A 24,735-nucleotide genomic window follows, 5' to 3' on the forward strand; every position below is an offset into this window, starting at 1 on the left:
AACGGCCCCGAAATTCGGGGCCGTCGGCATCGGTCAGGCTGTCGGGAAGATCACGGGGCGGGTGTCGTGAGGATCTTTTCGATCAGGTCCAGCCTGTCCTTACCGAAGTAAAGGTCGCCGTTCACGACGAAGCTCGGGATTCCGAAGGCGCCATGGTCGTATGCGGCTTGCGTGTTCGCCATCAGGGCGTCCTTGATGGCGGGTTCCTGCGCGCGCGACATCAGTGTTTCTGCCGGCAGGCCAGTCTCGGCGAGGGTGGTGGCAAGGACGGCTGGGTCGTCAAGCTTGCGAGGCTCTTCCCACATGTAATGGAACATGGCTTCCATATAGGGGGCGAGGATGCCTTCGGCTTCTGCCGCCACCGCACCCCGCATCAGCGCCAGCGTATTCACCGGGAAATGTGGGTTCATGCGGAAAGCGGAAAGGCCGTGACGCTTCAGGAAGCGTTCCATCTCGAGCCGTTCGTAGGCCATTTTATGCGGAACATTCGCATAGGCCATGAAGGGTGACTGGTTGCCGGTCATCTTGAAAAGCCCGCCGAGGAGCACTGGCACAGGCCGGAAGGTCACGCCCGTGCGCTTCTCAAGGCCGGGCAGCACACGGTAGGCCATATAGGCGTTGGGGCTGCCGAAATCGAAATAGAAGATGGGTTCGTTCTTCATGTTGCTCACCATGTTTCGCCGTAGGGGCGGAGATCAAGTTCATGGGTCCAGGCATCACGCGGCTGCTGGTGCAGCTGCCAGTAGGTTTCGGCGATGCTTTCGGGGTTCATGAGGACATCGGCGGGCAGGTTGGCTGCGACTTCGGCGCCCTTCGCGGCGGCAATACGCTCGCGCACGAAGGCCGTGTCCACCCCCGCATCGATCACCAGATGGGCGACATGGATATTCTGCGGCCCCAGTTCCCGTGCCATGGATTGTGCCAGCAGGCGCAGGCCCGCCTTGGCGGAGGCGAAGGCCGCATAGCCCTTGCCGCCGCGGACCGAGGCGGTGGCCCCGGTGAAAAAGATCGAGCCGCGTCCGTGGGCAAGCATGCGGCGAGCCGCTTCCCGGCCGCTCAGGAAACCGGCAAAGCAGGCCATTTCCCACACCTTGCGGAAAACCCGATCGGTCGTCTCGAGGATCGGGAAATTCACATTGGCACCGACATTGAAGATAACGACTTCAAGGGGTGCGCTGGCGTCCGCCACATCCAGAAACGCGGCGATCTGGTCGCCCTCGCGGGCATCGAGTGTGTGCGGGGTGAAGCGGCCGCCCGCAGCCGCGATCTCGTCGGCAAGCGGGGTGAGTTTGTCGCCTGTCCTTCTGCCGCCATGCACATGATAGCCCTCGGCTGCAAAACGCCTGGCGATGGCAGCGCCGATGAAATCGCCCGCGCCGATCACGGCCACACTGGCATTCCGTTCCATCATGCGTTCCTCCTGCCATATAAGTTCATTTTTAAGACTGATAAATCTTGATTTAAGACTAAGTCAATGCAAAAAGAGCGACATGAAATGGAATGAACTATCTGATCAGCACTGCTCACTCGCCCGTTCCCTTGCTGTCCTTGGGGATCGCTGGACGTTGATGATCCTGCGCGACGCCTTCCTGCGGGTGCGGCGGTTTGATGATTTTCAGGCCCGGCTCGGCATTGCCCGGCGGGTGCTGCATGAACGACTCGCAGGCCTTGTAGAGGCCGGCGTACTGGAAAAGGTGCCCTATCAGGAACGGCCGCTCCGCCACGAATACCGGCTGACACAGAAGGGGCTGGATCTGTATCCAGTCATCCTCAGTCTCGTGCATTGGGGGGACACCCATTATGCAGGCGAAGACGGCCCGCCGGTAAGGTTCCGCCACAAGTCATGCGGCCATACGGTTGAACCCGTGCTGACCTGTTCCTGTTGTCAGGAAACCCTGCGCCCCCGTGAGGTGCAGCCCGAATTCAGCGAAGCGTTGAAGCTCGCCCTCAAAACGGCCTGATAGCTTTCAGTTATCGGTCGCGACGGCGCTTGAAAGCAGATCGATCAGATGTCGCAGAACAGGCGACATATGATCCCGCCGCCAGACAAGATCCAGATGAGCATCAAGCCCCACACCTTCCACTTTGCGGGCCACCAGCCCTTCGGGCAGGTCATCAAGGATGTAGGAAACGCTGAGGAAGTGGCCGACGCCGCTCAGGGCCAACTCCACGCCGATGGTCGGATCCTGCGCCTGATAGGCTACTTCAGGCGCGCGGCCGCCGCGGGTGATCGCGCCGATCAGGTCGTCATAAAGGCCGGGATTCAGCCGTCTTGAGAAGATGATGAGCGGGTCATCAGCTAGGTCGGCCACCGTCACCTTGGCTTTGGCAGCGAGTTTGTGATCGCCGCGCAGCACGACAACCCATTCGCCGCGCTGGAAAGGTCGGGCAATCAGGCTGGGCTCGGTGACGGGCGAGCGCGCCACGCCGAGGTCGATCTTGCCGTCTGCGGTGGCGGCGGCCGTTTCGAACGTATTCATGGCAATCATCGAGATGCGCGCGCCAGGGAATGTGTCGCGCACGCTTTGCATCAGGATGGGCAGATGGCGTTTGGCGAGGAATTCAAGCGCACCGATCCTGACATTGATCTTGGTTGAAGGGTCGCCGGCGCTGAATTTTGCCTCAAGGGCCTGTGCTTCTTCCAAGAGCGTGCGCACGGCGGGCAGGTAATTGCAGGTGGCATCTGTTGGTGCCACACCGCGTGCTTCCCGGTGGAACAAAGCAACGCCCAGGCGTGCTTCAAGCTCTTGAATCTGCTTGGTAAGTGCGGGCTGGCTGATATTCAGCCGTTCAGCCGCGCGGCGGAAGTTCAATTCCTCCGCCACCGCCACCAGCGCGCGCCATAACCTCAACTCGACCATTGTGATAACCTATAGTTATCGAAACATAACGATATACGATTAGAAATCGTTATCAGATAGCCACATGTTATCGCTGCTCGTCAAGGTGAGTCTTGGCAAGCCCCAATTCCCCGCCAGCCCAAAAAGGGTTGGTGACTACCAACATAAACGACAACGAGGACAACCCATCATGTTCAAACGCAGCAGACGTTATAGCCGTATCAGACCATCCACTTTCGCCATCGCAGCCGCGATGATCGCCGTACCCCTTGCCGCCACCCAGCTGGCGTCGACCCGTGCCGATGCACCGGCCGAGGCAGCAGCCCCGGCGGCAACCCCGGTGACGGTGGCTCATCCGCTGGTGAAGCCCGTCAGTGAATGGGACGAGCATAGCGGCCAGTTCCGTGCCATCGAAAGCGTCGAGATCCGCGCCCGCGTTTCGGGCTATCTTGAGGATATCGGTTTCGAGGATGGCCAGATCGTCAAGAAAGGCGACCTTCTGTTCCGTATCGACCAGCGGCCCTTCCAGGCTGAGCTTGATGCAGCCAAGGCCGACCTGACGAGCGCCGAGGCTGTTCTCGCGAACGCCAAGGCGGAATATGAGCGCGGCCAGCGCCTGCTGGAGCGTGAAGCCCTGAGCCGCGAGGAAGCGGACCGCCGGGGCCGTGCACTGCGCCAGGCTGATGCGGCTGTTGCCGCTGCCAAGGCCCGTGTCGATCAGGCCGCACTGAACCTCGAATTTACCGAGGTCCGTGCCCCGATCACCGGCCGCATCAGTGACAATTTCGTGTCCGAGGGCAACCTGATTGCCGGCGGTTCCGGGAGCGGCACGCTCCTGACTACTGTCGTCTCGCTCGATCCCATCTATTTCGAGTTCACGGCAAGCGAGGCCGATTACTTGAAATATGTGCGGGGCGCGGGCGATGCGAACGGCGTCGACATGCGCGACAACCCCAAGCCGGTGTTCGGCAAGCTGATGGACGAAGACAATTATGTCCACGAAGGTCGCCTGACCTTCCTTGATAACCAGCTTGACCCTTCAACCGGCACCATGCGTGGCCGTGCCACCTTCCCGAACCCGGACGGAGTTCTGGCGCCCGGAATGTATGGCCGCCTGAAACTGCAGCATGCCACAAACGCAGCGGGCGTGCTGATCCCCGATGCCGCCGTGCAGACCGACCAGAACGAAAAATTCGTCTGGGTCGCGGCGGACAATAATACGGCGGAACGCCGTGTGGTCGAACTGGGTCCGGTCATCGAGGGCATGCGGCTTGTCCGCACCGGCCTTGATGGTGACGACCGCCTGATCGTTGGCGGCTCCCAGTTCCTGTTTGCAAGCGCACCGGTACAGCCCGAGTTCGCGACCAGCGAGGATAATCAACAATTGGCGGCAATCGGCCGCTGAAAGAGCGAGCAGCCCGGGCTTTCTTCCCCCCGATCTTCCCGAAGCCCGGGCTGCTCCCCAAACGAATTCCAACGTCAGCCGTGAGGCGCCCCGGACCATTCCTGTCCGGCGCGATAGGGTCCGGCTGGCCGTTTTGAAACCGAATGAGGACGGAGGCCAACATGAGGCTCGCCCACTTTTTTATCGACCGACCGATCTTCGCGATCGTGATCTGGACGATCGTCATGATCGTCGGGGCTCTCGGCTACACGTCGATGCCCGTTTCGCAATATCCCGATATCGCCCCGCCGACCATCCAGGTGATGGCGAACTATCCGGGCGCGTCCGCCTCGACCGTGGCGGAAACCGTTGCTGCCCCCATTGAGGAGGAAATCAACGGTGTGGAAGGGATGCTTTATATCTCGTCCAACTCCACCGGTAACGGTGCAGCCACCATCACGGTGACCTTCCAGCCGGGTACTGACCTCGATATCGCGCAGGTTCTGGTGCAGAACCGCGTCGCGCTGGCCGAGCCCCGCCTGCCGGAACAGGTCCGCCGCCTTGGTATCTCCACCATCAAGGCGAGCCCGGATGCGCTGCTCGTTGTGCACCTTTATTCGCCCGACGACAGCCGCGACCAGCTTTATATCTCGAATTATGCCCGTCTGCAGCTGCGTGACCGCCTGCAGCGGATCGAAGGCGTCGGCCAGATCCAGATGTTCGGCCTGCGTGAATATGCAATGCGCGTATGGATCGACCCGAACCGTGCGGCCGCGCTCGGCCTGACCGGCGGCGATATCGTGCGGGCCCTGCGCGCGCAGAACGTTGAAGTTTCGGGTGGTATCCTCGATGCCCCACCGACCAACGAACAGGGCGCCTTCGAGGTAAATATCCAGACGCTCGGCCGCCTTCAGGATCCGGCCCAGTTCGAGGACGTGATCGTCAAGACCGAAGCCAACGGCCGCCAGGTCCGCGTGCGCGATATCGCCCGTGTGGAACTGGGTGCGCGTGAATATACAACAAACGCCAAGCTCGACGGCAAACCCGCGCTTGCCATGCTGTTCAACCAGCAGCCGGGCTCGAACGCGCTTGATACCGCTGACCGCGTGAAGGAAACGATGGCAGAGATGGCGCAGAGCTTCCCCGAGGGGCTTTCCTACGACATCATCTGGAACCCCACGAGCTTCGTGTCGGAATCGATCGACGAAGTGATGAAAACGATCTTCGAGGCCGCCATCCTTGTGTCGATCGTGGTGTTCGTCTTCCTGCAAAGCTTCCGTGCGTCGATCATCCCGATTGTCGCAATCCCGATTTCGCTGATCGGTACTTTCGCGGTGATGCAGGCGCTGGGCTTCTCGCTCAACACCCTGTCGCTCTTCGGTCTTGTGCTGTCGATCGGTATCGTGGTCGATGACGCCATCGTGGTGGTGGAAAACGTGGAGCGGAAAATCCACGAGGGCCTCTCTGCTCGTGATGCCGCTTTTGCCACCATGAACGAGGTGGGCGGGGCGCTGATCTCGATCGCGCTCGTGCTGACCGCCGTGTTCATCCCGACGGCCTTCCTTGATGGCATCTCGGGTGAGTTTTACCGCCAGTTCGCGGTGACCGTGGCATCGGCGACCATCATGTCGGCCGGTATCTCGCTCACCCTGTCGCCGGCCCTTTCGGCCCTCCTGTTGAAGCCGCGCAAGGCCGCATCCGAGCTGAAAGCCTGGGAAAAGCCGCTGCATGTCTTCTTCGAGAAATTCGAGGCGGGCTTCAACAAGGCTTCGAACGGCTATTCGTCCCTCGTACGCAAATCGATCCGCCTGTCGGCCATGGTGATGGTCGTCTATGGTGCGCTCGTGGCGCTCGCCGGGTTCGAATTCAGCACCGCGCCCAAGGGCTTCATCCCGGCGGTCGACCAGAACTATGTGATCACCGTTATCCAGCTGCCGCCCGGATCGTCGCTTTCGCGCACCGAAGCGGTGATGGACGAGGTGATCAAGCAGGGTCTTGCCCATCCGCGTATCGCCCATGCGGCCGCCTTCGCCGGTTTCGACGGGGCCACCTTCACCACGGCTTCGAACGCCGCCGCCATCTTCTTCACCATGGAAGACATCGGTGAGCGCGTGAAGGAAGGCTATGACGTGAACCGCGTGCTCGGTGACCTGCGCGCCACCTTCGGTGCCCGCCAGGATGCCTTTGTGCTTGTCGTCCCGCCGCCGCCGGTGCGCGGTATCGGTAACGCCGGCGGTTTCAAGGGCTATGTGCAGGACCGTTCGGGGCAGGGCTATTCCGCCCTTGCCGGCGAGACCTGGAAACTTGCCGGTGCCGCCAACGCATCGCCGGAAGCCAGCTCGGTCTTCACCATTTTCAACGCCTCGACCCCCCAGCTTTTCACCGATATCGACCGCGTGAAAGCCGAACAGATGGGTGTGAAGCTTGAGGACGTGTTCGAAACCTTGCAGGTCTATCTGGGCTCGGCCTATGTGAACGACTTCAACGCCTTCGGCCGCACCTTCCGGGTGACAGCACAGGCCGAGGACAAGTTCCGCAAGACGCCTGAGGATATCGCACGCCTCAGGACCCGCAACGCCAACGGCGACATGGTGCCCTTGGGTTCCGTTGTTACCTTCGATACGATCACCGGCCCCAACCGGGTGGCACGCTACAACCTGTTCCCGGCAGCAGAACTGCAGGGGGATATCACCCCCGGCTTCTCGACCGGTCAGACGCTCGATACCGTCGAAGGCCTCGCTGGCAGCACGCTGTCGCCCGGTTTTGGCTTCGAATGGACCGACCTGTCGTTCCAGCAGCGTCTGGCGCAGGGGACCGAGATCATCGCCTTCGGCCTTGCCGTGGTCTTCGTCTTCCTTCTGCTGGCTGCCCAGTATGAAAGCCTGACGTTGCCGCTCGCGGTGATCCTGATCGTGCCGATGTCGCTGCTGGCGTCTATCACCGGCATCCTGATGCGCAGCATGGATGTGAACATCCTTGTGCAGATCGGCTTCGTGGTCCTCATCGGCCTTGCCGCCAAGAACGCGATCCTGATCGTGGAGTTTGCCCGCCAGCGGGAAGACGCTGGTCTCAGCCGCACTGAAGCCGCCATCGAAGCCGCCAAATTGCGCCTCCGGCCCATCGTGATGACGTCCTTTGCCTTCATCCTCGGCGTGGTGCCGCTGATGATTGCCTCGGGCGCGGGTTACGAGATGCGCCAGTCGCTCGGCACCGCCGTCTTCTTCGGCATGCTCGGCGTCACGGCCTTCGGCCTCCTGTTCACCCCGGCCTTCTATGTGCTGACAAGCGCGCTTGGCGAAAAAGTCAGCGCCCTCATCGGCAAGCGTGAAGGCCAGACCCCGGCAACGCCGCACGGCGAAGCCTGAGGAGTGGAACCATGAAAAAAGCAATCAGCAATATCGTTCTTGCCTCGGTATCGGCCCTTACCCTTGCCGCCTGCATGAGCGTGGGGCCGGACTACAAGGCCCCGGCGACCGACAGCTACACCGCCCACGCGATTGAAATCGATGACGGCGCTGTACCTGTGGCCACCGAACCCGCCGCCACCTGGTGGACCACGCTTGACGACCCGGTGCTCAACACGCTTGTCGAGCGGGCTTTTGAGGGCAACCGTGACCTCAGGGTCGCGGCGGCCCGGGTGGAAGCCTCGCGCGCGCTTCTGTCGCTCGAACGGGTCAACCAGCGCCCGACGGGCGAGGTGACGGCAGGCTACAGCCGCAACCGCTACGACGATGTCACGTCGCGTGGTCTCGATCTGCCGGACACGAACCTCTATGCCGCCGGCCTCAGTGCCGGGTGGGAGCTCGATTTCTTCGGCCGTGTGCGCCGCCTGACCGAGGCGGCAGCGGCCGAGGCATCGGCAGCCACCTACCTGCGACGGGATGCCGAGGCGCTCGTTGCCGCTGAAACCGTCAGCGCCTATATCGACTATAGAAGCGCGCTCACCCGCTTGCATGTGGCTGAGCGGAACCTCGAGGTACAGAACGAGACCCGTTCGCTCACCGAGACACGACTTGAGGAAGGGGTCGGCTCCCGGCTTGATGTTGCCCGTGCGCAGGCACAGGCAAAAACGACCGAAGCTCTGATCCCGCCCCTGCAGGCAGCTCGTGTGGCGGCCGAGAACCGGCTGGCTACTCTGATCGGTGCCCCTGTCAGCGACGTGCGAACGCTTCTGGCTGAGGGCGGCAGGTTGCCGACCCCGCCCGCTGCCCTTGCCATCGGCGATACGGCAAGCCTCCTGAAACGCCGGGCCGATGTCAGGGCAGCGGAGCGCTCGCTTGCAGCTGCCACCGCGCGAATCGGTGTGGCGAAAGCCGACTATTTCCCACGGATCAGCCTAACGGGCACGGTTTCCACCACCGCCACGGCTTTTTCAAATGTCGGTGAGGGGGGTAGTTTTGCCTTTGCCGCAGGCCCATCTCTAACGTGGTCGGGTTTCGATATCCCGCGGGTCCGTGCTTCGATCAAGGTCGCCGACGCCAATACCGATGCGGCGTTCGCGACTTACGAAAAGACGGTCCTCGAGGCGCTCGAGGAAACACAGACAAGCCTGTCGGCCTATGGCCGCGAGCGGGTCCGTTTCGAGGCGCTGAGGGATGCCGCAGCCCGTGCCCGCGAGGCAGCGTCGATCGCCAGAACCCGCTATGACGCTGGGGCTGACGACTTTATCGACGTGCTGGATGCCGAAAGCCGGCAGCTTGCAGCAGAAGCCTCGCTTGCTGAAAGCCAGGCCGCGATGGCGGCACGGTATGTGGGTGTCTATCTGGCGCTGGGCGCCGGATGGCAGACCACGGACGAGGGCGATGACCGTCAGGGTTAACCAGATAGACGGCTTCCCCTTGCCGTCTCGTGGCCGGTGCGGACCGGCGTTGCAGGTATCCCCTTGCATGCAACAAGGTCCGCGCCGGTCGCCTCCGAAGCCCGAAACGCGCGGGGGGATTGCTTTCCGGGCACACTTTGCTAAACCTGAGTTGGTTGAGGGGAGTGAGCGTGATGAGTGATAGAAAACAATTTGACCATGCCGTCCTCCGGTGTCTGACGAACTGCTGGATCAAAGGCCGCAATCCTGAAGAGGAACAGCCGGTCTCGATCCAGAAGATGCAGGCGCTGTACGCGGAAGGCACTGATGCACTCGATGTCGTACATGAGTACGAGGGCGAGCGCTTTGTCTGTCGCAATTTCGAAGAATACTGGACGCGTCGCCAGAATGCGATCGCCACCTACGGCGAATGCCGGGCGAGCCTGATTGGCGACCCGACCGTGGACGCCGCCGGTGACCTGGCCGTCACCTCCTTCTCCTACAAGAAGGAATTCATCAACGAACCGGGTCGGTCCGTCACCCAGCATGCCACCGTGGTGTGGAAGCGCAAAGACGGCGAGTGGCGCATTGTGCGCGAACATGTGACGACGGAATAAGCTCTACCGACTGAGCCGAAAAGAAAAGGGAAGGACGCAGCCCTCCCCCCTGTTGATCCGCCCCGGCTGATGTGCCGGCGAGGCGTTGATCTGACCGACCCCCCGATATTACCAGTAAGCGATCCGGTGGCCGCGTTTCATGGCGATGCCGCGCGTCCGGACATCCGGCGAGATGACGATCGGCGTGTCGGCCCAATCGAGAAGCGGCATATCGGTATAATGGTCGCTGTAGAAGGTGACCTTGATCTTCTCCCGCATCATGGCACCAGCATCCAGAAGCGTGTCCTTCAGGAGACGTGATTTCTCGTCGCCATAGCAGTTTTCACCATTCACCACGGGGGGCGTGTCGCCGCCGGGGAAAGCAGTGCGGGTACAGACGACGCGCTTGAAGCCAAGGGCGCGGGCGATCGGTTCGGCGTAAAGATCGATGCTGGCGGTCGCAAGCACCAGATCGTCGCGGTCCATCTTGTGCATGGCCACAGCAATCAGGCCGCCGCCGCGCAGCTGGTTATCAAGCACATGGCGGGCAAAGCGGTCGGCAGCGGCCTCCACTTCTTCCCGCGTCATGTGGCGGAAGGCCACGGCGAGCATCCGGTTCTTGAGTGTGGTGCGGTTGATGCGCTTCGCCTTATAGAGGATCATGTGCCGCAGGATGCGCAGCATCAGGACGCTTTTCGCAAATATTCCCTTGCGGGTGGACAGCAGGAACGGCGTGAAGGTGCCACTGCGCGTCAGGGTGCGGTCAAGGTCGAACACCGCATAATGGCGGTCGGGTAAGGCGGCAATTGCACCGGGATCGACCACGATGCGTTCCTTGCGAAGCTGCAGGATGCGCTCGGCGGTCTCGAAATCCTTCTGGGTATCCACGTCCATCGCGGCTTCCGCTTCCTTCAGCAGGTGCGGGCGTACCGGGCAACCGACCGTACGGCCGGCGCGGGCGAAGGCCTCGGTGATGGTGAAGCGGCGCATCACCATGCCGATGACATTGAGCCAGCCGAAGGATTTGACGACCTTCAAGGGCTTCTTGCGGTGCTGTTCCACCTGTTCCCAGAAGGTCAGCATGTTGTCGACCGTCTCGCCGTTCAGGAAATAGAGGTTGGCACCGGTGGTATCTACATCGCGGAACTTGTAGTAGGTGCGCCGGCTTTCGGGATAGCGCGCCTGGATCACCTGCCGCGGCACCATGCCGACGGTCAGGCCTTCATTCCGCTGGGCCGCGCTCAGGAAGTCGGTGGCGGCCGCTGGAGTCAAAAGCGGGTTGTCGGCTGTGGTCAGAAGGGCGGCTTGCCCGACGGGCACCAGCTTGCGTGCAGCGAGGACGCTGCGGCAGATGGTGGCACCGGCCGGCACATGCTCCATAGGCAAGCCGCGCGCGGCACGGCGCAGCGTGGCGTCGCCGGTCAGGTCTTCGTCCGAAACGATCAGGAAGCGGTCGATATAGGCGGTGCGTGCCAGTGTGCCGATCACGTGGGCGAGCATCGCCTGACCATCGATCTGCAGCATCGCCTTGCCCTGGCCGCCGAACTTCAGGGGGTCGCCTTCGCGGCGGCTGCCCGCCAGAAGGATGGCGGCAACAGGATTGGCGACGGTCGCCGGGCGCAGGTCATGGACGGTGGCTGATGCCAGCCCTGTCCTGTTGACTTGGCCATACTCGGGCGCCAGACCGTCATGCATGCTGTTCTCCTGAAATCGTCTCGGGTTCGGTACGGGCTAAACTCTGTCAGCGGGGCATGGCGGCAGAATTGTGCCGACATTTGCTTTTTCAAATCTTTTTACACTTTTATGTAACTGCGGGCCGCAAGGGAAGCGATTGCTTCGGCCGCACGTGCCGCACCCCCGTAGGGATCGCCGCCGAAGGTGGACCGGAAGGCTTCTTCCTGCTGGGGGCGCCGGTGTACTTCGTGCCACGAAAGATCATCCAGAAGGTTATCGAGCTTCGTTGGATGATCGATCACTTCACCCAGATGCCAGTGCGCATAATTGGGATCATCCTGCCAGTTTGCGCCGTGGCAGTTGAGGAAGATGCAGGGCCGGGGGCGTTCGATGAATTCGTAAACCTGGCTCGATGCGTCGCCGAGATAGACATCGGCCGCCCGCGTATAAGTCATGTCTACGCTCGCGAAACTGCCTTCGTCGATCAATATGTTCGGATACTGCCTGTAGATGTCCGGGATTGCCGGTGTGGCTCGCAGGGTCAGGGGCCCTGTCGATATATGCAGGCGGCGTTCGTAAAGCATCACGTGGGGTGCAACGATCAGGTTGAGGTGCGGCCGCGCGGCAAAATGATCGAGGACCGCACGCCCCTGACTGTACCAGGACGACAGGAAAGGGTGGAAATGCGGGTTATAAAGAACCGTCAGGTTGCGGTTGTTGAAGAGGCGCTTTTCTTCCGTTGCCTTCACGGCATCGAACTTCGGGTAACCGACGACGCTGTGCTCGCCCTCGCGGATGATTCCCTCGGCCAGCATGCGCGCCTGCACGCGCTCGCCGCACACCAGCACATGATCGAAGTCCCGGATGATCTTCTTGAAGCCGACAGCGCGGTCACCGGCGCCGTGCTGCGAATAGACAAGCTTTGTCCGCTTCACGCCAAGGCGGGTTTTCAGGAAGATGCTGGTGGTCTCCGGCACCACAAGAATATCCATGGCGGCAAGGCGACTGCGGTGGCGCATCAGGTTGCCGATACGGCGCAAGGGCAAGGCGCCGCCTGTGAAGGTTTCGATGATCGCGCCAACCCTGGAGGGCGGCAGCAGATGCAGGTGAATCGCGCGCAGGGCATCCCCCGGCAGAAAACGGGCAAGCTTGTCGCGCTGCGAGGCATCCGTCAGGAAAGCATGGATTTCGAAGGCGCCCGGAAGGGTCGCCAGTTCCGCGAGGATCGGGGCGCTGTGCGGGATCTGGTGTATCTGTTCGTGATTATAAAGAAACCCGATCCGGGCCGGGCGGTCTTCACTGTCGGGGCGCATGGTCATCCTGAGTCCCTGAACGCTGGGCTACAGCGCCTTTCAAGCATCCGGAAAGGCCCGGAGGCAAAGACAAACGCTGTCCATGACAAAAACCAAATGTTCGCCAAATCTTGCTGATACAGGCTCGCGGATAGGGTGCACTGACCCTGATTCACCGGTGCGTGTCATCCAAGGAGGAAACAGACTTGCTTTCGCCGCTCTATCGGCTTGCTGCTGCGCTTGTTGTTACTGTCGCCATCGGGGCGTCCGTTGCCTCGCAGATGGTGCAGAAGACAGACACGGAGACACCCGTGCTGATCGGCGTGACACGCGCGGTGGAAATCGCCGAAGCGGCGCTGAATGCCAACCTTTTGCGCGCCGACCTCAATACCCGCGACGACAAGCTGACGTACCAGATCGACCTCGCCAAGGCCGGTGAATATTTCCGTGTATGGATCGATGCGAAGGACGGCGAGCTTGTAAGGGCGGACAAGCCTTTCTCGTCGAACCTCTGGGCCGACCTTTTCGATGGTCGCAGGCTGAAAGCAGCGGCCACCATGCCGCCCGTGGGCCCGCGCCTGCGCGCGCTGGAGGCCGATGTGCGAGGCAAGGTGCAGCATGTGCGTTTTGACTTGGACGACAATCGCGCCCAATATGAGATCGACGTGACGACAGGCGCAGGCACGGCGGAACTTGTGCTCGACGCCTTGTCGGGGGAACAGTCGCCGCGCCGCTGACCGGCTGCCAGGGTTCAAGTTGCTATAGAGGATATCCGTGCAGATACTGCTGGTGGAAGACGACAACCGCGTGGCCGACCATGTGGTGAAGGGCCTGCGTGAAGCCGGCCACATGATCGAACGGGTCGCGGACGGCAAGAAGGCGCTCTATATGACCGCCGCCGAAAGCTATGATGTCATCATCCTTGATCGCATGCTGCCGAATGTGGACGGCCTGACCATCCTGAAAACCATGCGCGCGGCGGAGGACAATACGCCGGTCCTGCTGCTCAGCGCCCTTGGCGAGGTTGACGACCGGGTGAAGGGCTTGCGCGCAGGCGCCGACGATTATCTGGCCAAGCCTTTCTCCTTTTCCGAGCTTCTGGCCCGCGTTGAGGTGCTGGCGCGCCGGGGGCCGGTGACGATTGAAAAGACCACGCTGACAGTCATGGACCTCAGCATCGATCTGTTGGCCCACGAGGTGGTGCGAGACGGCAAGCGGATCGACCTCACGACCCGCGAGTTTCGCATCCTTGAGTATCTCGCCCGCAACATGGGCCGGGTGGTCACGCGGTCGATGCTTCTTGAAAAGGTCTGGGACTATCATTTTGACCCCCAGACAAACATCATTGACCAGCATGTGAGCCGCCTGCGCCAGAAGGTGGACAAGGGCTTTGCCGAGCAGCTCATCCATACGGTGCGCGGGACGGGCTATATGATCCGTCCGCCGGCCTGACATGCCCGTGTCCCAGCCCAATTTCCTGACCTACTTGCGGTTCAGCTTCACTTTCCGGCTGGCTGTCATCTATGTCGCCATGTTCATGGTCTCATTCGGCATCCTCATCGCGCTCAGCTACTGGAGCATGGTGATGCGCCCCTATGACGACGTGCTGAGCCGTGTCAGCAGCGAGATGGACGATCTCGCCTATGCCTATGTGGTGGGCGGTGAAGACATCCTGATCAATGCCCTTGTGAAGCGGGTGGATTTTCCGTCCGATCGCAAGGCATTCCATGTGTTTCTCGACAAGGACGGCAATCGGCGCACCGGCAACTTGCCAAGCTGGCCGAACCCGCCGCAGCTGGGGCCGGTCGAGATCGAGGCCGACCGCTATTTCGGCGGCGACGAGATCGATTTCCAGGCGCTGTCGCTGGACCGGGTGTTCGCAGACGGTGCCCGGCTGATCGTCGGCCGCGATATCGAGGATATCAGCGAACGCCGCGAAACGCTGATCGAGGGCCTCGTCTGGAGCGGGGTGCTGGCCATTGTCCTTGGCGGTGTTGGCGGCATTTTCATGAGCATGGCAGTGGGCAAAAGGATCGAATCGATCAACGATGCCGCCCGCAAGGTGATCGAGGGCGACCTCAGCGGCCGGGTCGAGATGACCGGCGCTCGGGACGATTTCGACCGATTGGCCGAAACCCTGAACATGATGCTGTCACGGATCGAAGCCTCGATGGAGGCGATCAGCCGGGTGTCGGACAGCGTCGCCCATGAACTGCGGCTGCCCCTGTCGCGCCTGCATGCCGACCTCGAAGACCTTGCGACGGCGGCGGACAAGGGCCAGTCGGTCACCGGCATGGTCGATAGCGCCATCGCTGAGTCCGAGCGGCTGAAATCGGTATTCGAATCCCTTCTGCGGATCGCGCGGATTGAAACTGGCCGCCATTCGATTGAACGCGAAGAGGTCGATCTTGTCCGCCTCGTTAACGATGCTGTGGACCTCTATCAGCCCGAAGCCGAAGACCATGCCCTGCACCTGGCTGTCACACTGCCCGAACGACTGATCGTGCGGGGTGATGCGAACCTCCTGTTTCAGATGATGTCCAACCTTCTTGATAACGCCATCAAATTTGCCGTGAAGGGCAGTGTGGTCGCGATCGACCTTACTGATGCCGAAGGTGCCGCCCGTTTCAGCGTTGAAAACGAGGGAGCCGGTATCCCGCCGGAGCACCGCCAGCGGGTCACCGAACGCTTTTACCGGGTTGAAGATACCCCCTCGCAAGGGCTCGGGCTCGGGCTGACGCTGGTGAAGGTGGCGGCCGTGGCTCATGGCGGACAGCTGGAATTCGCGGACACGGACAGGGGGTTCGCCGTGATCGTCACACTGCCGCTGCCGCCGGTGCGCGACTAATATTCCCAGAACCATTTCAGTCGCAGGCGGTTGCCGGGAGCCGCACCCGCCTCGCTCTCCAGCAGGAGCCGGTCGGTCAGGCTGATTTTCAGCCGGGTTGTTGTTTCGTTGCGGGTCGGCGCCGTTTCGACCTCGAGATAGATATCATCGGTCAGATATTTACCGCCGGTGATGAGCGTTTCGTCGCCGTTTTCCCCACCGCTGCTGACAGCGAGCGTATCAAGCCCCAGCCGCCGCCCGACCCCGCCGGCGAGGCTGCTGGAGCGGCCGCTGCGCAGCCCTTCAGCCGCCACGGCAAGCTCGGCAAACTGCAGCGCCGACATTTCACTCACCGACCGGCCGAACAGGATGCGGGCAAGGATTTCATCTTCCGGCAGCGCCGGGGTGGAGCTCAGCGCGAAGCTCGGGGCCGAAGGACGTCCACTGATCTGCATGCTGGCGGTGATGCCGGAAGCCGGTAGCTCGGCCCGCATGGACAGGTCGGGATCGATGCCCTTGCGCCCGCTGAAAGTGATGCGCCCGTCTGCCAGCGTGAAGCGTTTGGACGCGAAGGTGAAGGTGCCGTTTTTCAGCCGCATCTGGCCGGTGATCCGGGGATCGGCGGAAGTGCCGGTAATATGGAGATTGCCGGTCCAGTCGCTTTCAAGCCCGCGGCCGCTGAACTGCAAGCGGTCGGCGATATCGACCCTCAGGTCGAAGCTCGTCGGCGCAGCCTGCAGGGGGGTGGTGGATGACGCCTCGTCGTCCTCGGCGGCCCCGTTGATTTCCGTCACCTCGATTTCGACCACCGAAGGCGGCAGTTCGCGTGGCATGCGCACCCGCACCGGACCGGTTTTTACGGTGCCGGTGAGGCTCCCCTTGCGGTTCTCGCGAACATAGGAAAGATCGGCGCTCGCCGTGGCGTCCAGATGGTCAAGCCGTGCCACATGGAAGTCGGTCATTGTCAGCTTGAGGGAGCCCGGAAAATCGAATTCGGGCGTCAGGGTGAAGGCACCCACACCCGAAAGCGTGCCTTTTTCGCTGTCCGTTGCGTCAAGCCGGGTCAGTTCCACGCGGTCCTGCGTGCCCGTCAGTTCAAGCGCTGTGATATCCGCCACGAGGCCGAGGCGTTCATATTCGTACCGCCCGTTCATCAGGCGAATGTTGCCATCGAAGCGCGGATCGTTTGCCGTACCGGCAAGCGTCAGCGCCCCTTCGAAGTCCCCGCCGAGATAATGATCGGGCCGCCGCGCCAGCGCCCAAAGAGGTGCGATATCGCCCTTCCAGTCCAGCCGTGCCGCGAGCGGCGCGTCACCGTCAAGCCGGATGATACTGCCATTCACCTGATAGGGCAGGCTGGCACTGATGCGGCCTTGCTCGGTGGTCTCGCGGACGATGCGCCCGGTGAGGGTAAGTGTGCCATCCGCCGCGGTGCCATCAATCTCCATGTCATAGACGTCGGGCTCGACGAGGTCGCCGCTCAGAAGGCTGACATTGGCAAGCGCGAGCTTCAGCGTACCAGTGAGGGCATCGGATGTGGGCCCTATGTCTATCTCGGCCGAAAGCGTGCCCCCCGCCACAAGCCCGGGGGCAAGGAGATTGAGCGCGGTCAGATCAAGCCCGTTGGCGGTAAGCCGGACGGCGGGCAGGGCGCCCCTATGGCCGTTCACCTGCCCGGTCACCTTGCCGCCGGCAAGGGTCAGGTCGGGGATATCAAGCGTCCAGTTCTCGCCGCGCGTCAGCACAAGCGGCGACGGTGTGGTGGCTGTCATTTCGCCGTAGCGCGCCTCGACGTCTGCCGTGATGGTGTCACCAGCCGGATTGACGCCGAGGGTGGCCGAAAATTCCCGGACCCAATTGCCGGCAGCGCTCAGCGTGACCGGCATGTCGGCGCGCGAATCGGCGGTCAGCTCAATGCGATTGACGCGCTGGGCCCCCTGCACGAAGCCTTCCGCGTTCAAGCTGCCCGTGTAGACAGGGCTGGCACCGGTCAGGTCTAGGTTGAACGATCCTTCCGCCGTCCGCAGACGCATGGGGAAGCGGCCAGGCACGACGATGCGCAGCTTTTCTGCCGCCAATGTTGCTTTCACTTTGCCGTTCGCATAATCGGCATCGATATGGCCGCTGCCGCGCACGCCCTTGTTGCCCTTTGCAAGGTCGAACCGCATGGCGGCCTGCAGTTCGCCACCTTCCGGCTGGGCGAGGCGGCCTTTGCCTGTGGCAATAGGCGTTTTCAGCCGGATATCGGGGAACGACAGACCACCTTCAAGGCTGAAGGGCGACGAGAGGGAGACGGGCCCGAGCCGGGACTGCGCGGCGAGCGTAAAATCGCCCCCCGTACCGCCGATGAGGGACGCATCTGCCTGCACGTCACTGAGCGTGACCCCGTAGCCATCAATACGGGCGAGCCGGGAGCTGATTTTCACATCAAGCCCGACAATCGGTCCGTCGGCCTCCAGATTGATTGTAAGGCCGTCCGGCAGGTCGATTGCATTCCCGGTGAGGGGGGTGATGTCCTTCAGCTTGACCGTGGCGGCAAGGCTGGCCTGCCGCTCGTTCGTGTCATAGGCCCCGGCTGCTCTCGCGGTGACGAGTGGCGCGGTCAGCGCAGCATCGGTGAAGGTGATGCGGCCATCATTGAGGGCAGCCTTCATCTCCAGTTTAGGCGCTTCGCCAAGCAGCGCGCCAAGGCGGGCGTCTGCAAGCTTCAGCCCGCCACCTTCGCCTTTCACCGTGAAGGCGAAGCCGCTATCGGCAGGTTCCGCCGTCAGGGCAACATCAAGTCGCCCGTCTGTCACCTGTCCGCCGCCAAACTCGGCAAGGAACGCGGGCAACAGGGTGATGGTGCCGTTCGCCACCGCTATACCCGCGCCTTGCCCGCGCGCTGTCAGGTTCTGCGCTGTGGCCCAGTTGGACCCGAGGTCGGAGACCGAGAATGCCCATGTCTTGTCCGCAAGATCGGCGCGCCAGACGGCATCGAGCCGGGCAAGCGTCAACGGCCGGTTCATCAGGCGGGTCCGCTGATCGTGTGCCCTGACAGCGCCTTCCATCAGCCCGCCTTCAAGGCCGAGCGTACCTTCCAGTACCGTCTTCTCCAGCTCAAAGGTGCTTGTTGCTACCGCGTCTGCCGCCAGTTGCCAGGCGAGATCGAGCCTCGTGCGGGTCAGGGTCAATTTGCCTGTCAGTGCCGGGTTTGTGATGCGGATATCCTCGCGCGCTACACTCGGCAGTATTACCCGGATATCGGCGGCATCCAGAAGCGGCTTGCCGCTCAGGTCGAACGGACCATCAGCCGTCAGCGTCACTTCATCCCCGGTCAACGACAGGGCGAGCTTGCCGACCCCCCGTTTGAACCCGTCGATACGCGCCGCGAGCGTCAGGTCGTGTGCGCGTTGAAGCCGCATACCGCCGAGCAGGGCAACGAGGCCGTCGGGCTCGGCCCTGATCCCGCCATCGATGGCTATGGCGCCGTCGCCGGTTTCAGTGAATGCCAGATTGACCTTGTCGCCTGTGCCATCGGCCGCGAGCGTCAAGCGTCCGGACAGCGTCTGGTCGTCAAGTCGCAGGTCGGCCACCTGCAGGCCGTAGATTCTTTCCGCGAAGCGCACATCCAGATCGATTTGCCCGAACTGCAGGCCGAACGGCAGGGCAGGGAGAAGCGGTCCGCCTGTTGAGGCCTTGTCGCCTGCCGGAAGGCGGACCAGCGTCACGGCGGCGCCATCGAGCGCAGCGATTTCCAGCCGATTGTCGGTCAAAAGCGCAAGGGGCGACCAGGCCAGATGCAGTTCCGGCGCCTCCAGCCAGATGCCATTTGCGTCAGCCATCGTCAGGCCCGTCACACTAAGCTGGGTGAACGGGTCACCTTTCAGGTTGGCGATTTCGATATCGAGCGTTTCGCTGTCGAAACGAGTGGACAGGGTGCCGGCGAGCCATCCAAGCCCTGGCGGGGTGCGCAGCCATGCATAGGCACCGACAAGGCTGCCGGCCGCCAGCAATATAAGGACGCCGAACGCGAGCGCCAGCTGCCGCATCAGGCGCGGCAGTCGGGCTGGTGCCCTTTCTGTCTCAGCCGCGCTCAAAAGCTTTGTCCTATGCCGATATAGAGCGTGATGGCGCTTTCGCCGTCCCGGCGATCAATCGGTGTTGCCACATCGATCCGGATGGGGGCGAAGGCGGTGTAATAGCGGAAGCCGAGGCCGGTGCCGAAGCGCAGTTCATTGAACTGCGGCCAGCGGTCGGCATAGATGGCGCCGCCATCGATGAAGGCGACAACACCCATCGTTTCGCTGAACCTGGCCCGCGCTTCAAACGCCATTTCAAACACGGACCGTCCGCCGACCGGATCGCCGTCAGCGTCCTTCGGTCCAAGCCCCTGATAGGAGAATCCCCGGACAGACCCGCCGCCGCCTGCGAAGAAGCGTTCGCTTTCCGGTATCTGGTCCTGCGACGGTCCGGCGATGGTGCCCAGGCGCACGCGCCCGGCCAGTGTGAGCGGGCTTTCAGGTGAAGGCTTCCAATAGGTGGATGCCTTCACCTCATTGATCAGGAACAGGTAATTGTCGTCGATCACCGAGATGCCGGGCTGCAGGCGCAGGTTGACGCGAACGCCACGTGTGGGGTCAAGCAGGACGTCGGTCGTGTCGTAGGCGAGGCCGAGCGGCAGCCCGGCAAGGACGAAGGTATCGCCCGAGCCATCCTCACGCAGGTCGGTGGCCTTCACTTGCGCGCCGGCGGTGGCAACAAGGTGGCGGTTCAGCCGGCGTTCGATCCCGAGATAGGCTTCGCTGAGGTTGGAGGTATAGGCCGGCAGATGCTCGCGGCCGATCTTGCCGCGCGCCACCAGCGTCTGGCCGTAGCGGCGGAAGTGGGGTTTGCGCCACTCGCTCGCGAGCGTTTGTTCACTTTCCCCGGCGGTGAGGGTCAGTTTCAGCATGTTGCCGGTGCCGCCGATGTTGCGGTGGGTCCAGCTTGCCTCAAGTTCGGCGCCTTCCCCGGTGGAATAGCCGGCGCCGAGTTCGATCCGGCGGGGCGGGGCTTCTTCTGTCTTCACAATCACATCAACGGTGCCGTCGGCGTTTGGCTCGGTTGCCCAATCGAGCAGGACTAGGCGGAAAAGACCTGTCGCCTGAAGCCGTTTCTGATATTCGCCGAGCGCGGAGGGCTTGGCGATATCGCCGGGCTTCCAGGGATGCAGCCGTTCCAGATAGCCTGTCTTGCTGCGGTCCAATCCTTCGAAGCGAACCTCGCCGAAGCGCAGTTCCGGCCCGGCTTTCAGATGATAGGTGACGGCCACACTACGGGCGGCGTGATCGACCACCACGCTGCGCTCTTCCGCCTTGGCGAGCGGGTGGCCTGCTTCCATCAGGGCGTTGAGTGCGGCGTTCTCTGCGGCGACAATGGCGACCGATTCAGCGGGCGATCCGGTGGCCAGAAGCGGTGCGGCGGCCGCACGGGCAATCGGTTCCAGTGCCGGGTCCGTTTCGAACGTCAGGCTTGCGACCGGGTAAACGGGGCCGGTGATGACAACCAGCCGGATGATGACCGCCTCGGGTGTGCGGCGGGTGCTTTCGTCCACAAGCGCGCCATAGAAGCCTTCGGCACGCAGGATGCGGTCGAACATTACCCTGTCGTCCTTCATCAGGGCTTCAATGCGGGCGAGCGACCGGAAACATTCGCCTTCCACTTCCTGTAGGCGGGAGACGCTCGTGAGCAGTTCGCGCACTTCCTGCCGGGCCGCCCCCCGGACCTGCAGGTTGAAATCAAGCTTCAAGCCATCGTCACACGGCGCTGCCCATGAGGCCGCAGTAACCAGCGGCCACAGGATAAAGGCGGCAATCCAGTGTTTCAGACGTGACACTCGCGAATCCTGATTGGGTCCAAAAAGATAGGTACAAGCCTAAAAGGTGCAATGAATTCAGACAAGTCATGCCCGAAAGATATGGCAGGAACGGGGCGGGTCGACAAAATGGTTGCGCTAACATCTTTCGGCGCTAGGCTGTTGTGACCAGTCCGGAGGGGGGCCTGATGAAGCTGAAAACGATAGCCGCAGCGCTTGTTGCCGCCATGGCGCTCGCCGCGCCCGGATGGGCAGCGGACCGGCTTTTTGACGATATTTTCACAAGCCATATGGTGCTGCAGCGCGAGCGCCCGGTGACGCTTTCGGGCAAGGCAGCACCGGATGCGGCGTTGGAGGTAACCTTCGCGCGCGACAGCCGCAAGGTCACGGCGGACAAGGCCGGTCACTGGGTGGCGACTTTTCCGGCGCGGGCTGCAAACGCCGAACCCGTCACCGCAAGCGTAAAGACAGAGGGGCGCAGCGAAACGCTCTCCGACATCCTGATGGGTGACGTGTGGTTGTGTGCGGGCCAATCCAACATGAACTGGCCGGTTGAGCGCGCACTGAACCCCGAACGCTACATTGAGACCGAGCAGCGAGCCGACCTTCGGCTTTTCACTGTTGCGCTGGCGAGCCATATCCTGCCGCAAGACCGGCTTCCCGGCGCGTCGGGCTGGCAGGTGGCAACGGCCGAGACCGTGCGCAGTTTTTCCGCCGTTTGCTACTTCATGGCGCGCGACCTGCAGGCTGCTCACGACGTGCCCGTCGGCCTTGTTCATTCTTCATGGGGCGGATCGCAGATCGAGGCATGGATCAGCGCGGACGGCCTGAAGGATGTGGACGGACAGGCCGAGGGGCTGGCGCTCCTCAAGGATTATGCGAAAGACCCGGTTGCCGCGACCGAAGCCTACGGCAAGGGCTGGGAGCGCCACTGGCAGGCACAGGTGTCGACCGGAATACCGGGCCCATGGACAGCCGACGGCGCGGATGACTGGAACCTGGTGCCTGCAGCCTTTGGGGACTGGAACCTTTATGGCGACCCGGCGCTCAAGGGCTTCACCGGGGCAGTCTGGTACGCAGCGGATGTCACCCTGACGGCCGATCAGGCGAAGGGTGGGGCGCGGCTCTCGCTCGGCGGGATCGATGAAACCGATATCGCATGGGTGAACGGCGTGGCGGTTGGCAACAGCTTTGGCTGGGGCACACCGCGCACCTACGGGGTGAAGGCAGGGCTGCTGCGCGAAGGCAGCAACCGGATCGTTGTGAATGTTTACAACAGCTGGGCGGCAGGCGGGCTGACCGGTCCGGCGGACGCTATCGCGCTGACGCTGGCAGATGGCACCCGGGTCCCGGTCACCGGCTGGCGCTACCTGATCGAACGCCAGATTACGGACATGCCGGCCCCCGCGCCCTGGTATTCGATCAATGGCCTGACCGGGCTCCATAACGCCATGATCGCGCCGCTCGGGCCCCTGCCGCTCAAAGGGGTGCTCTGGTATCAGGGCGAATCGAACATCACAAAAGCTGCCAGCTATGAGAGGCTGCTGCATGCCATGATCGCCGACTGGCGCGGCCAGTTTGGCGCCGGCTTGCCGTTCGCCATCATCCAGCTTCCAGCCTTCGGGCCCTTGAATGCCGCGCCCCTGGAAAATGGTTGGGCCGGTGTGCGCGATGCCGAGCGCCGCGTGGCACAGGCTGACCCGGCAGTCGGTCTCGCTGTCACCATCGATGCCGGGGACAGGTTCGAGCTTCACCCGCCGAACAAACAGGAAGTCGCCCGGCGCACGGCCCTTGTCGCGCGCCGGCTCGCTTACGGTGACGATGTGGATATCCGCCTTGACGGCCGCTCGCCCTTGTCCGCACGGCGTGACGGGGGCCGCATCACTGTGGAATTCGGCACCGAAGGCGGCGCACTGATGGCGATGAGTGCCAGCATGCCTATCGGTTTTGAGATTTGCGAGGCGGCGGTGAACAGCTGTGCCTTTGCGCAGGCAAAGCTTGATGGCACGCGCGTGCTGATCGATGTGCCCAAGGGGCTTTCAGTGCAGCGGCTGCGTTATGCCTGGGGTGGGGCGCCGATTGTCAACCTCTATGAAGCGAACGGCATGCCTGTCAGCCCGTTCGAGATTGCTGTGACACCCTGAGATTTGCGGGCGGCAACCGGTTTGCCCGCGCCGAGGCACTTCCCTGTTCCGAGTAGTGCATTTCCCTCAGAAAAGGCGCCGCCGGTACTGCCGACGGCGCTTTTCTTTTGGCACATAAAAAAATGGCGGCCCCACGGATGCAGGGCCGCCAATGATCCGGCCGGGAAAGCCGGGTCAGGGGTCTGGTCAGGCGCGCGGGGCCGCAGCCTTCAGGCTGGCAGCGATTGCATCGCGCAAGGGTTTTGCTTTGAAATCATGGTCATAGGGGCAGCCGCGCACCGGTTTGCCGTCATCCCGCGGGCTGAAGCCCTGCAGCCATGAATAGCGGTCGCTGAGACCCCAGGCGAGAATGTCGCCCATTTCCTTGTAATCGAGCATCATATCAAGATAGGCGCGGGCATAAGCCGCAACCCCGGCGTCGCGCGCGGCAATGTCCGTGGGCAGGGCCTTGTCCTGCACGTCAAACTCGGTGATGACGAGCCCGTAACCCATGCCGACGGCCTCATCCACGAAGGCCTGCCATGCCTTTTCCTCGCGCCTTCCGATGCCCGTTTCGGGGTCGAGCGAATTGACGATCAGATGCGATTGAAGGCCGAGCGTATCGACGGGGACATTCCGTTTGCGGAGGCCTTCAAGAAGCTTCAGCACGCCGGTGCGGTGCGCATCGTTGCCAGCTTCCCAGCCCATATAATCGTTGTAGACAAGCTCGGCATGCGGGGCATGTTCGCGGGCCGTGTGGAAGGCCAGATCGATGGTCGCCTCGGCACCGCCGAGCGCCTTTGAAAGGGCAGTTTCTTCAAGCTCGCCATCGGCATCATGCACGGCTTCATTGACCACGTCATAGCTGACGATGGCATGGCCGTAGCGCTTGCAGATCGTGGCGATATGATTTGTCAGCATCGCTTCAGCGGCCTGCACCGGGTTGGCGCCAAAATCATGGGCCGCTTCCCAGTCAGGCATCCATTTGGACTTGTGCCAAAGGAGCGTATGGCCACGCACCGCCATGCTGTGGGCCTTTGCATAGTCGATAAGCTGGTCGAAGCCCGAGAAATCGAACGTGTCGGGCGTGGGGCGCAGCCACTGCCATTTCATCTCATTCTCGGCAACCACGATGCCGCAGTCGGCTTCGATGATGCGGCGGTAGCTTGGGTCGGCGAAGGGACCGGCGTTGCTGCCAGGCTGGCCTTGCCCAATAGCGGTGCCGAAGCGACGACCGGTGCGACGGGCGAGGCTGTCGAGCGAGGGTTCCGGCATCCCGAAAACATGGGTTGAGGCAGCCGCACAGGCAGCGGCACCCAGCAGCAGTTGAAGGCTTTGACGGCGGGTGATGTCGGTCATCGGCAT

The 24,735-nt window shown here is 62.5% G+C and carries 17 protein-coding genes; 9 read left to right on the plus strand and 8 right to left on the minus strand.

All coding sequences use genetic code 11. The annotated features are described in order from the left end of the window. Positions 1–50 precede the first annotated feature (50 nt). Both OU694_RS01165 and OU694_RS01170 read right to left on the minus strand, forming a co-directional pair. The gene (locus tag OU694_RS01165) at positions 51–662 is read right to left on the minus strand and encodes a 2-hydroxychromene-2-carboxylate isomerase (protein ID WP_308909176.1); all 612 of its coding nucleotides are present in this window, start codon (positions 660–662) and stop codon (positions 51–53) included. Positions 663–667: 5 nt separating this feature from the next. Further along, positions 668–1,411, minus strand: a complete 744-nt coding sequence (locus OU694_RS01170) for an SDR family NAD(P)-dependent oxidoreductase (protein ID WP_308909177.1) — start codon at positions 1,409–1,411, stop codon at positions 668–670. A 79-nt stretch (positions 1,412–1,490) separates the two neighbouring features. Here OU694_RS01170 and OU694_RS01175 point away from each other — a divergent pair, with 79 nt between their 5' ends. After that, positions 1,491–1,961, plus strand: coding sequence for a winged helix-turn-helix transcriptional regulator (locus tag OU694_RS01175; protein WP_308909178.1), 471 nt, complete (start codon positions 1,491–1,493; stop codon positions 1,959–1,961). Between the two features lie 6 nt (positions 1,962–1,967). Here the strand turns inward: OU694_RS01175 and OU694_RS01180 are convergent, their stop codons facing one another. After that, on the minus strand, positions 1,968–2,861 hold the full coding sequence (locus OU694_RS01180; RefSeq protein WP_308909179.1) for a LysR family transcriptional regulator: 894 nt from the start codon (positions 2,859–2,861) through the stop codon (positions 1,968–1,970). Between the two features lie 169 nt (positions 2,862–3,030). Between OU694_RS01180 and OU694_RS01185 the strand changes: the two genes are divergently transcribed. The 4 genes from OU694_RS01185 (at position 3,031) to OU694_RS01200 (ending at position 9,639) form a co-directional block, all read left to right on the plus strand. Next, positions 3,031–4,245, plus strand: coding sequence for an efflux RND transporter periplasmic adaptor subunit (locus OU694_RS01185; protein ID WP_308909180.1), 1,215 nt, complete (start codon positions 3,031–3,033; stop codon positions 4,243–4,245). Between the two features lie 161 nt (positions 4,246–4,406). Further along, complete coding sequence (locus OU694_RS01190) at positions 4,407–7,589, plus strand: efflux RND transporter permease subunit (protein WP_308909181.1); 3,183 nt, start codon at positions 4,407–4,409, stop codon at positions 7,587–7,589. A gap of 11 nt (positions 7,590–7,600) precedes the next feature. Continuing rightward, a complete protein-coding gene (locus tag OU694_RS01195) occupies positions 7,601–9,043 on the plus strand; it encodes an efflux transporter outer membrane subunit (RefSeq protein WP_308909182.1) in 1,443 nt (480 codons plus the stop codon). Between the two features lie 173 nt (positions 9,044–9,216). Further along, on the plus strand, positions 9,217–9,639 hold the full coding sequence (locus OU694_RS01200) for a Cif family virulence factor (RefSeq protein ID WP_308909183.1): 423 nt from the start codon (positions 9,217–9,219) through the stop codon (positions 9,637–9,639). Between the two features lie 108 nt (positions 9,640–9,747). Here the strand turns inward: OU694_RS01200 and OU694_RS01205 are convergent, their stop codons facing one another. Continuing rightward, a complete protein-coding gene (locus tag OU694_RS01205) occupies positions 9,748–11,313 on the minus strand; it encodes an HAD-IB family phosphatase (RefSeq protein ID WP_308909184.1) in 1,566 nt (521 codons plus the stop codon). Between the two features lie 98 nt (positions 11,314–11,411). Continuing rightward, a complete protein-coding gene (locus OU694_RS01210) occupies positions 11,412–12,611 on the minus strand; it encodes a hypothetical protein (RefSeq protein ID WP_308909185.1) in 1,200 nt (399 codons plus the stop codon). Between the two features lie 179 nt (positions 12,612–12,790). Here OU694_RS01210 and OU694_RS01215 point away from each other — a divergent pair, with 179 nt between their 5' ends. Genes OU694_RS01215 through OU694_RS01225 form a run of 3 tightly spaced genes read left to right on the plus strand, consistent with a single transcriptional unit; the run spans position 12,791 to position 15,432 of the window. Continuing rightward, positions 12,791–13,321, plus strand: a complete 531-nt coding sequence (locus OU694_RS01215; RefSeq protein ID WP_308909186.1) for a PepSY domain-containing protein — start codon at positions 12,791–12,793, stop codon at positions 13,319–13,321. A gap of 37 nt (positions 13,322–13,358) precedes the next feature. Then, positions 13,359–14,036: a winged helix-turn-helix domain-containing protein gene (locus tag OU694_RS01220; protein ID WP_308909187.1), complete on the plus strand. Its 678-nt coding sequence runs from the start codon at positions 13,359–13,361 to the stop codon at positions 14,034–14,036. A gap of 7 nt (positions 14,037–14,043) precedes the next feature. Beyond that, on the plus strand, positions 14,044–15,432 hold the full coding sequence (locus OU694_RS01225; protein WP_308909188.1) for a sensor histidine kinase: 1,389 nt from the start codon (positions 14,044–14,046) through the stop codon (positions 15,430–15,432). On the opposite strand, the gene OU694_RS01230 is transcribed toward OU694_RS01225, so the two are convergent. Beyond that, the gene (locus OU694_RS01230) at positions 15,429–19,490 is read right to left on the minus strand and encodes a translocation/assembly module TamB domain-containing protein (protein ID WP_308909189.1); all 4,062 of its coding nucleotides are present in this window, start codon (positions 19,488–19,490) and stop codon (positions 15,429–15,431) included. The two genes, OU694_RS01225 and OU694_RS01230, sit on opposite strands and share 4 nt — an antisense overlap. Beyond that, complete coding sequence (locus OU694_RS01235; RefSeq protein WP_308909190.1) at positions 19,487–21,268, minus strand: autotransporter assembly complex protein TamA; 1,782 nt, start codon at positions 21,266–21,268, stop codon at positions 19,487–19,489. Before OU694_RS01235 ends, OU694_RS01230 begins: the two co-directional genes overlap by 4 nt. Before the next feature lie 167 nt (positions 21,269–21,435). On the opposite strand from OU694_RS01235, the gene OU694_RS01240 reads away from it, so the two are divergent. Continuing rightward, on the plus strand, positions 21,436–23,391 hold the full coding sequence (locus tag OU694_RS01240) for a sialate O-acetylesterase (protein WP_308909191.1): 1,956 nt from the start codon (positions 21,436–21,438) through the stop codon (positions 23,389–23,391). Positions 23,392–23,577: 186 nt separating this feature from the next. Here OU694_RS01240 and OU694_RS01245 read toward each other — a convergent pair whose 3' ends face one another. Then, positions 23,578–24,729 (minus strand): endo-1,4-beta-xylanase, encoded by a 1,152-nt coding sequence (locus OU694_RS01245; RefSeq protein WP_308909192.1) that lies wholly within the window; start codon positions 24,727–24,729, stop codon positions 23,578–23,580. Positions 24,730–24,735: the final 6 nt, after the last annotated feature.

The sequence above is a fragment of the Pseudokordiimonas caeni genome, from assembly GCF_026719705.1.
GTDB lineage: Bacteria > Pseudomonadota > Alphaproteobacteria > Sphingomonadales > Kordiimonadaceae > Gimibacter > Gimibacter caeni.

What these genes read in the sequence shown, in the direction of transcription:
- OU694_RS01185 (WP_308909180.1), top strand. Translation starts at nt 3,031, where the DNA reads ATGTTCAAACGCAGCAGACGTTATAGCCGTATCAGACCATCCACTTTC.
- OU694_RS01165 (WP_308909176.1), bottom strand. Translation starts at nt 662, where the DNA reads ATGAAGAACGAACCCATCTTCTATTTCGATTTCGGCAGCCCCAACGCC.
- OU694_RS01190 (WP_308909181.1), top strand. Translation starts at nt 4,407, where the DNA reads ATGAGGCTCGCCCACTTTTTTATCGACCGACCGATCTTCGCGATCGTG.
- OU694_RS01245 (WP_308909192.1), bottom strand. Translation starts at nt 24,729, where the DNA reads ATGACCGACATCACCCGCCGTCAAAGCCTTCAACTGCTGCTGGGTGCC.
- OU694_RS01180 (WP_308909179.1), bottom strand. Translation starts at nt 2,861, where the DNA reads ATGGTCGAGTTGAGGTTATGGCGCGCGCTGGTGGCGGTGGCGGAGGAA.
- OU694_RS01205 (WP_308909184.1), bottom strand. Translation starts at nt 11,313, where the DNA reads ATGCATGACGGTCTGGCGCCCGAGTATGGCCAAGTCAACAGGACAGGG.
- OU694_RS01170 (WP_308909177.1), bottom strand. Translation starts at nt 1,411, where the DNA reads ATGATGGAACGGAATGCCAGTGTGGCCGTGATCGGCGCGGGCGATTTC.
- OU694_RS01240 (WP_308909191.1), top strand. Translation starts at nt 21,436, where the DNA reads ATGAAGCTGAAAACGATAGCCGCAGCGCTTGTTGCCGCCATGGCGCTC.
- OU694_RS01200 (WP_308909183.1), top strand. Translation starts at nt 9,217, where the DNA reads ATGAGTGATAGAAAACAATTTGACCATGCCGTCCTCCGGTGTCTGACG.
- OU694_RS01175 (WP_308909178.1), top strand. Translation starts at nt 1,491, where the DNA reads ATGAAATGGAATGAACTATCTGATCAGCACTGCTCACTCGCCCGTTCC.
- OU694_RS01195 (WP_308909182.1), top strand. Translation starts at nt 7,601, where the DNA reads ATGAAAAAAGCAATCAGCAATATCGTTCTTGCCTCGGTATCGGCCCTT.
- OU694_RS01210 (WP_308909185.1), bottom strand. Translation starts at nt 12,611, where the DNA reads ATGACCATGCGCCCCGACAGTGAAGACCGCCCGGCCCGGATCGGGTTT.